At 66.9% G+C, this 7738-nt stretch carries 7 protein-coding genes; 3 read left to right on the top strand and 4 right to left on the bottom strand.

Features of this window, described 5'->3' with window-relative positions:
• The 3 genes from JNK68_07245 to JNK68_07235 form a co-directional block, all read left to right on the top strand.
• Nucleotides 1-582, top strand: a 582-nt coding sequence (locus tag JNK68_07245) for an efflux RND transporter periplasmic adaptor subunit (protein ID MBL8540152.1), incomplete at its 5' end; no start/stop codon positions are given.
• A gap of 16 nt (nt 583-598) precedes the next feature.
• Entirely contained in the window at nt 599-3700 is a 3102-nt protein-coding gene (locus JNK68_07240; protein ID MBL8540151.1) for an efflux RND transporter permease subunit, read from the top strand.
• Nucleotides 3701-3735: 35 nt separating this feature from the next.
• The gene (locus tag JNK68_07235; GenBank protein MBL8540150.1) at nt 3736-4071 is read left to right on the top strand and encodes a P-II family nitrogen regulator; all 336 of its coding nucleotides are present in this window, start codon (nt 3736-3738) and stop codon (nt 4069-4071) included.
• A 37-nt stretch (nt 4072-4108) separates the two neighbouring features.
• On the opposite strand, the gene JNK68_07230 is transcribed toward JNK68_07235, so the two are convergent.
• The 4 genes from JNK68_07230 to JNK68_07215 all read right to left on the bottom strand — a co-directional run.
• Entirely contained in the window at nt 4109-5131 is a 1023-nt protein-coding gene (locus JNK68_07230) for a trypsin-like peptidase domain-containing protein (protein MBL8540149.1), read from the bottom strand.
• Nucleotides 5132-5206: 75 nt separating this feature from the next.
• Entirely contained in the window at nt 5207-6463 is a 1257-nt protein-coding gene (locus JNK68_07225) for a glutamate-5-semialdehyde dehydrogenase (GenBank protein MBL8540148.1), read from the bottom strand.
• 30 nt (nt 6464-6493) lie between these two features.
• Nucleotides 6494-7537, bottom strand: coding sequence for a DNA polymerase III subunit delta (locus JNK68_07220; protein MBL8540147.1), 1044 nt, complete (start codon nt 7535-7537; stop codon nt 6494-6496).
• Nucleotides 7538-7554: 17 nt separating this feature from the next.
• Nucleotides 7555-7738, bottom strand: a 184-nt coding sequence (locus JNK68_07215; GenBank protein MBL8540146.1) for a phosphoenolpyruvate--protein phosphotransferase, incomplete at its 5' end; no start/stop codon positions are given.

Genomic DNA, 7738 nt, shown 5'->3' with positions numbered 1-7738 from the left:
GAGATCGACTCGGTGGCCGCCGTGAACGCGACGATGTCCGGCAGCGTGATCGATCGGCAGATCAACCAGGGCCAGGTGGTACAGCCTGCGGACGCGATGTTCACGGTCGCCGATCTCGAACACGTGTGGATCGAGGGCGAGGTGCCGGAGCAGCAGGCTTACCTGGTCGAGATGGGCGAGGAGGTGCGGATCGAACTGCCGGCGCTGCCGGGGCGGCGGGTCACGGGCAAGATCATCTTCATCAGCTCCACGGTGAATCCAGCGACGCGAACCGTGCAGGTGCGCACCGACGTCGTCAATTCCGATCGCGCGATCAAGCCCGCCATGCTGGCCAATCTGCTCATTCGCGGCGTTCCCCAGAAACAGATGGTGGTGCCGATCACCGCCGTCGTGCGCGAGGCCAACCGCGATCACGTCTTCGCGCGCACGGGAGAAAACGAGTTCCGGCTGGTGCCGGTCGCGCTTGGTCAGGAGAGCGGATCGGTCGTCGTCCTGAAGGACGGCCTCGGGGAAGGCGATGCCATCGTCGTCGATGGCGCCTTCCACCTCAACAACGAGCGCAAGCGGCGCATCCTGGGCTAGGACGTCCGAACAAGCCATGATCGAGGCCGTCATTCGCGCCGCGCTCAAGCAGCGCATCGTCGTCGTCGTGATCGCAGTGGCACTGGTCGCGGCGGGTATCGACGCCCTGCGGCGGATTGCGGTGGACGCGTTTCCGGACGTCACCAACGTCCAGGTACAGATTGCCGCAGAGGTGCCGGGCCGTTCGCCCGTGGAGGTCGAGCGCTTCGTCACCGTGCCGCTGGAGATCTCGATGACGGGTTTGCCGGGCCTCACCGAGATGCGCTCGGTGAACCGCAACGCGCTCTCGCAGATCACGCTCGTCTTCACCGACGATACCGACGTCTACTTCGCACGGCAGCTCGTGATGGAGCGCCTCCTCGAGGTCGGCGAGCGTCTGCCTCCCGGCGTGAAACCGGTGCTGGGCCCGGTCTCGACCGGTCTGGGCGAGGTGTATCAGTACACGCTCGAGCGCTCCGACGACGGCGCGACCCCGCTCACGGAACAGGAGTTGATCGAGCGGCGCACGGTGCAGGACTGGGTCGTGCGTCCCCTGTTGCGGGGCATTCCGGGTGTTGCCGAGATCAACTCGATCGGCGGGCTCGAGAAGCAGTACCAGGTGCTGGTCGATCCCAACCGTCTGCGGCACTACGGCGTCACGCTCGAGGACGTCACCAAGGCGCTCGCCAACAACAACGCCAACGCCGGTGGCGGCGTGCTGCGCCGGGACGCCGAACAGTATCTCGTGCGCGGCATCGGCCTCATCGGTTCGCTGGAGGACATCGCCAACATCGTGCTCAAGGAGCAGGACGGCACGCCGGTCTTCGTGCGCAACGTGGCGCAGGTGTCGCTCGGCCATGCCGTGCGCTTCGGCGCGGTCATCAAGAACGGCGATACCGAGTCGGTGGGCGGCATCGTGCTGATGATCCGCGGCGGCAACGCGAAGGACATCGTGACGCGCGTCAAGAAGCGGGTGGCCGAGATCAACGAAAAGGGGATGCTGCCGAACGGGCTCAGGATCGTGCCGTACTACGACCGGACGGATCTCGTGAACGCGGCGATCTGGACGGTCACGAAGGTGCTGATGGAAGGCATCGTGCTCGTCGTCATCGTGCTCTTCCTGTTCCTCGGCGACCTGCGCTCCAGCCTCATCGTCGTCGCCACGCTGATCGTGACACCGCTCGTCACCTTCATCGCCATGAACAAGTTCGACCTGTCCGCGAACCTGATGTCGCTCGGCGGGCTTGCCATCGCCATCGGCATGATGGTCGACGGCTCGGTGGTGGTGGTCGAGAACACGTTCCGGCACCTGGGCGAAGCGAAGGGGAGCGGCGAGAGCCGGGGTCTCGTCGTGTTGCGTGCGGCGGTGGAGGTCGGCACACCGGTGCTCTTCGGTGTCGGCATCATCTGCCTCGTCTTTCTTCCCCTGATGACGCTGCAGGGCATGGAGGGCAAGATGTTCGCCCCTCTCGCCTATGTCATCGCGATTGCGATGTTCGTCTCTCTCGTGCTTTCGCTGACGCTTTCTCCGGTCCTGTGTTCGTATTTCCTGAAGGGCGGCGCGGAGCACGACACGCGTCTGGTGCGGCTGGTGAAGGAGCCTTACCTGCGCGTGCTGAACTGGGCGCTGGGGCGGCCGTACACGGTGGTGTTCGGCGGCGTGATGCTGCTCGTGCTGAGCGTGGGCGCGTTTCCGTTGCTCGGCACGTCCTTCATTCCCGAGATGAAGGAAGGTGCGATCGTGCCCGGCATCAACCGGGTGACCAACATGTCGCTCGAGGAATCGATCAAGCTGGAAACCGAGGCGATGCGCCTCGTGAAGGAGGTTCCGGGGGTGGCGATGGTCGTCTCGCAACTGGGCCGCAGCGAGAACCCGACCGATCCGCAGCCGGAAAACGAATCGACGCCGATCGCGACCGTGAAGGTCGAGTCCGAACTGCCGGAGGGCTGGGACCAGAATGATGTGGCCGCGGCGATTCGCGAGAAACTCCAGGTGCTGCCGGGTGTCCAGATCATCATGGCGCAGCCGATCTCGGATCGCGTCGACGAGCTCGTAACCGGCGTGCGATCCGACGTCGCCATCAAGATCTTCGGTGACGACATCGACGTGCTGAAGGAAAAGGCGGACGAGGTCGTACAGCTGCTCGGCACGATTCGCGGCGCCGCAGACGTGCGCCTGGAGCGGGTGAGCGGCCAGCAATACCTCACCGTCGAGATCGACCGCAAGGCCATCGCCCGTCACGGCATCAACGTCGCGGACATCAACGACATCATCGAGACGGCGATCCAGGGACGCGTTGCGACGGAGGTCTACGAAGGCGAGCGTCGCTTCTCTGCCGCGGTGCGTTTCCCGCCGGAGTTTCGCAACAATGCCGACAAGATCGCGCAGATCCTCGTGCGCTCTCCCAACGGTGCGCTGATCCCGCTCAAGGATCTCGCCACGATCGAGGTGCGCGAGGGACCCGCCCAGGTGAGCCGCGAGACGGCCAAGCGGCGCATCGTGGTCGGGGCCAACGTGCATGGGCGCGACCTGGGCGGTTTCGTGGCCGAACTGCAGAAGGCTGCGGAGGAGAAGATCGCGCTTCCCGAAGGCTATTACTTCTCGTGGGGCGGCCAGTTCGAGAATCTGCAGCGCGCGAGCCAGCGGCTCATGATCATCATCCCGATCACCATCGCCGCGATCTTCTTCCTGCTGTTCCTGCTCTTCAACTCGGTGCGCTACGCTGCGATCATCATTCTGGTGTTGCCGTTCGCGTCGATCGGCGGCATCTTTTCCCTGCTTGGCACCGGTGAGTACCTTTCCGTTCCCGCATCGGTCGGCTTCATCACGCTCTGGGGTATCGCGGTGCTGAACGGTGTCGTGCTCGTGTCCTATATTCGCAATCTGCGCGAGGAAGGACTGGGTACGCGGGCGGCAATCGTGGAGGGCTGCACGCAGCGCCTGCGACCGGTGCTGATGACGGCCACGGTGGCGATGCTGGGGCTGATTCCGTTTCTGTTCGCGACCGGACCGGGTTCCGAAGTGCAGCGGCCGCTGGCCGTGGTGGTGATCGGTGGACTGATCACTTCCACGTTGCTCACGCTGGTGGTGCTGCCGGTCCTCTACCGGATGTTCGAAGAGAAGAAGATCGAGGCCTAGGCCGAGATCAGCAGCAGATGCAAGGAGAGCCGTTCATGAAGGAGATCAAGGCCGTCGTACAGCCGTCCCGGGTGCCCAAGATTCGCCGCGCGTTTCGGCACGTGAAGGATTTTCCGGGCATGACCGTCATCAGGGTGGAGGGCTGCAGTCGTTCGACCGACGCCGAACGCAAGAGCATCCGCGAAGAACTCACCGAGTTCAGCCCGAAGGTGCGCATCGAGATCGTGGCTCCGGACGAAATGGTCGAGGGCATACTGCAGGTGCTGGTCGAGGTGTCCTCGACCGGTCAGCGCGGCGATGGCATCGTGTGGATCACGGACGCCGAGCGCATGATCCGCATCGCGGATCACGCGAGCAGCGCGCCCGAATGAGCGATACGGCGGCTGCGCCGGGAATCGGGCGGAAGACTCAGATACCGCCGAGTGCGCCGACGAGTTCCTGTTCGAGATCCTCGTCCACCGACATCAGGGACACGCGCACGCGCTCCAGCTCGGCAGTGCGACCGAGCCGCGCGTAGAGCAGCCCCAGTTCGAGCCAAGCGCGGCCGAATTCCGGATTCAGTTCCACCGCACGCTGGAACGCCGGCACGGCCGCGTCGGGGCGATTCAGTTTCACCTGAGCGCGACCCAGGAAGTACCACGCGTCCGCGTCGGCCGGATCGACCCGCGACCATTGTCCGGCGACCCGCTGCAGCCCTTCCCAGTCCTCTTCGGATTCCAGCGGAACCGCCTGCAGGAAGTGCGGCTGACGCGCCCTGGCCTCGCTCCAGAACGGCTGTAATACCGTGCCGAGCGGTGCGACCGGCTGTGCCGGCTGCTGGCGCAGCTCTTCGATCCAGTCGGATGGAATCGCATAGAAGTGGTTGTCGCGGCTGCCGCGCGCGCGAAACGTGGTAAGGCCCAGGAGCCTACCCTCGTCGTCGAACAATGCACCGCCGCTCGACCCCAGGTTGAACCCGGTCGTGGTCTCGATCACGCGCGAGCCATCGAAGCCGTGCAGGCCGTGGATTCTGCCGCTCGCGAACATGGAGCCGGCGCCGCCCGGAAAGCTCACCGCATAGACCGTCTGACCCGCCGCAGTTTCGCTCACGCTGCGCATCGGTGCGACCGGGATCGGCGATGTGGCGGGCACGGTCAGCAAGCACAGGTCGCGGCCCGGGTTGGCGCGTTGCGCCTGCACGGCGAGCCAGATGCCACCCTTGCGCACGCTGATCGATTCGGCGTCACGCGTCACGTGACAGTTGGTCGCCACTTCACCCGGGCCGACCATGACCCCGGAACCGAAGCCCGTCTTGCCCTGGGCGGAGTGGGCGTGCACCTTCACCACGGAGAGCGAGATGCGCGCGATGTAGTTCGGGTCGGGCCTGTCGGGGGCGGCCTGCAGGGTGACCGGCATCAGGGCAAGGAGCGTGGTCCAACCGAATCGACCCATGTGCGTCTCCGTGGGCAGCAACAAGCTGCGACTGGCGCTGGTTGGCGAAAGTTCTGCCTGACCGAAGAGGTGCAGCTACTGCCTGATCTCGCCGTCGCCGAGGACGACGAACTTGAGCGACGTCAGCCCTTCGAGCCCGACCGGACCACGCGCGTGGATCTTGTCGGTGGAGATGCCGATCTCGGCGCCGAGGCCGTACTCGAAGCCGTCGGCGAAGCGGGTCGAGGCGTTCACCATCACCGAGCTCGAATCCACTTCGCGCAGGAAGCGGCGGGCGCGTCCCAGGTCCTCGGTGACGATCGCGTCGGTGTGGCGCGAGCCATACCGCGTGATGTGGTCGATCGCCTGATCGAGGTCGTTCACTATGCGCACGGCGAGGATCGGCGCGAGATACTCGGCGTACCAGTCGTCCTCCGTCGCCGGCTTCATCTCCGGCACGAGCCCCTGCGCGGTGTCACAGCCCCGCAACTCGACTCCCTTGGCGAGGTAGATGGCGGCCAGCCGCGGCAGCACGATGGGGGCGATGCGGCGGTGGACGAGGAGCGTCTCCATCGTGTTGCAGGTGCCGTAGCGCTGCGTCTTCGCGTTGTCGGCGATGCGCACCGCCTTGTCCATGTCCGCGTGATCGTCGATGTAGACATGGCACACGCCGTCCAGGTGCTTGATCATCGGGATGCGCGACTCCGCCATGACGCGCTCGACCAGTCCCTTGCCGCCGCGCGGCACGATCACGTCTACACAATCGTCCATGCGCAGCAGTTCGCCGACCGCCGCCCGGTCCGTGGTCTCGATCACCTGCACCGCAGTCTGCGGCAGGCCCGCTGCCAGCAGGCCCCCGTGCACGCAGGCCGCGATTGCCTGGTTCGAGCGGATCGCTTCCGATCCCCCGCGCAGAATGGTGGCGTTGCCTGCCTTGAGGCAGAGCCCGGCTGCATCCGCGGTCACGTTCGGGCGCGCCTCGTAGATGATGCCGACGACCCCCAGCGGCACGCGCATGCGACCGACCTGGATGCCGGACGGGCGGAAGCTCAGGTGCGTGATTTCGCCGATCGGATCGGGCAGGGCGGCGATCTGCCGCAAGCCCTCGGCCATGCCGTGCACGCCTGTGGCCGACAGCGTGAGGCGGTCGATGAGCGCGGGCTCCAGCCCGCGGGCCTGCGCGGCGGCGACGTCCTCGGCGTTGGCAGCGAGCAGCCGCTGCTCGTCGCGGACGATGGCCTCGGCCATGGCGAGCAGCGCGCCGTTCTTGGCGCGCGTGTCCGCTTTCGCCATGGCACGGCCGGCCGCCCGTGCCGCCTTGCCGACGCCCTGCATGTAGGTCTGCACATCCATGCTCGTTCCCCGATTGCAGCAGTGCCCATTCTAGCCCGGCCGCGGCGCGGAGCGGGGCCCGCGCTCGGTGACGGCGCGCCCCAGCGCGAGCGTCAACCGCCCCAGTTCGCGCCAGGCGTCGCCGCGCTGCAAGCCCTTCACGACGAGATCGATCTGCGCCGCCGCCATGAGCGCGTCCTCCAGCACGGCGAGCGGAACGCTGCGCGCGGCACGCGCCACCCGCGCCTGGCGCGGTCCCCAGACGCGGGCCGCCTTGAGGGCGGCGGACTCGGTCTGCCCGCGGGCGAGACCGGTAGCGACGTTCACTACGGTGCGGACCTCGTCGGCGACTGCCCACAAAGCCATCGGGGCGGCGACTCCCTCCGCTTCGAGGCCGCGCAGCATGCGGGCGAGAAACGCGAGGTCGCCGGCGAAGAGCGCTTCACCGAGTGCGAAGGGGTCGTAGCGGGCGACGTCGAGCACCGCCTGCTCCACGTCGGCGAACTCGAGCTGACCGGGCGGACAGAGGAGTCCCAGTTTTTCCACCTCCTGCCGCGCGGCGAGCAGGTTGCCCTCGACGCGGTCGGCGATGAACCTGAGCGTCGCCTCGTCGGCGCTCTGACCCTGCGCGGCGAGCCGCTCGCCGATCCAGCGCGGGAGATCGGCGCGGGCGACCGGGTTTGCCGCCACCAGCACGCCGGCCGCCTCCAGCGCGACGAACCACGCCGCCTTCACCGCGCGCCAGTCCATCTCCGGCAGCACGATGAGGGTGACGGTGTCCGGCGGCAGCTGGCGGGCGTACGCTTCGATGGCTGCTGCGCCCTCGGACCCCGGCTTGCCGGTCGGGATGCGCAGTTCGATCAGCCGCTGGCTGCCGAAGAGCGACAGGCTCTGGCTCGCCGTGCGCAGGTCGGCCCAGTTGAATCCGGATTCCGCGCTGAGCAGTTCGCGCTCGCTGTATCCCGCGGCGCGCGCGCTAGCACGGATGCGGTCGGCGGACTCGATCGCAAGCAGCGTCTCCGCGCCGTAAACGGTGTAGAGCGGCTGCACGCCGCGCCTGAGATCCCGCGGCAACTGCTCGGTGGTGAGACGCACGCGCGTGACCTCGCGCGTCAGACGTTCAGGCGCTCGATCAACTCGCGGATGCGCTCCGGGTCGTCGGCGCGCAGCATCTTGCCGGAGATCGGCGTGCACACCTCGAGGTCCGTCTTCAGCACCTGCTGCTTGACGGAGAGGAGATGCGCCGGGTGCATCGAGAAGATGCGCAGGCCCAGACCCAGCAGCAGGCGCGTCAGC

The organism is Betaproteobacteria bacterium (genome assembly GCA_016791345.1).
GTDB lineage: Bacteria > Pseudomonadota > Gammaproteobacteria > Burkholderiales > JAEUMW01 > JAEUMW01.
This window is presented reverse-complemented; position numbering and strand designations above follow the sequence as displayed.

Excerpts from the sequence above, each read along its gene's own strand:
- JNK68_07225 (MBL8540148.1), bottom strand. The coding sequence starts at position 6,463 with ATGGATGTGCAGACCTACATGCAGGGCGTCGGCAAGGCGGCACGGGCG.
- JNK68_07240 (MBL8540151.1), top strand. The coding sequence starts at position 599 with ATGATCGAGGCCGTCATTCGCGCCGCGCTCAAGCAGCGCATCGTCGTC.
- JNK68_07235 (MBL8540150.1), top strand. The coding sequence starts at position 3,736 with ATGAAGGAGATCAAGGCCGTCGTACAGCCGTCCCGGGTGCCCAAGATT.
- JNK68_07230 (MBL8540149.1), bottom strand. The coding sequence starts at position 5,131 with ATGGGTCGATTCGGTTGGACCACGCTCCTTGCCCTGATGCCGGTCACC.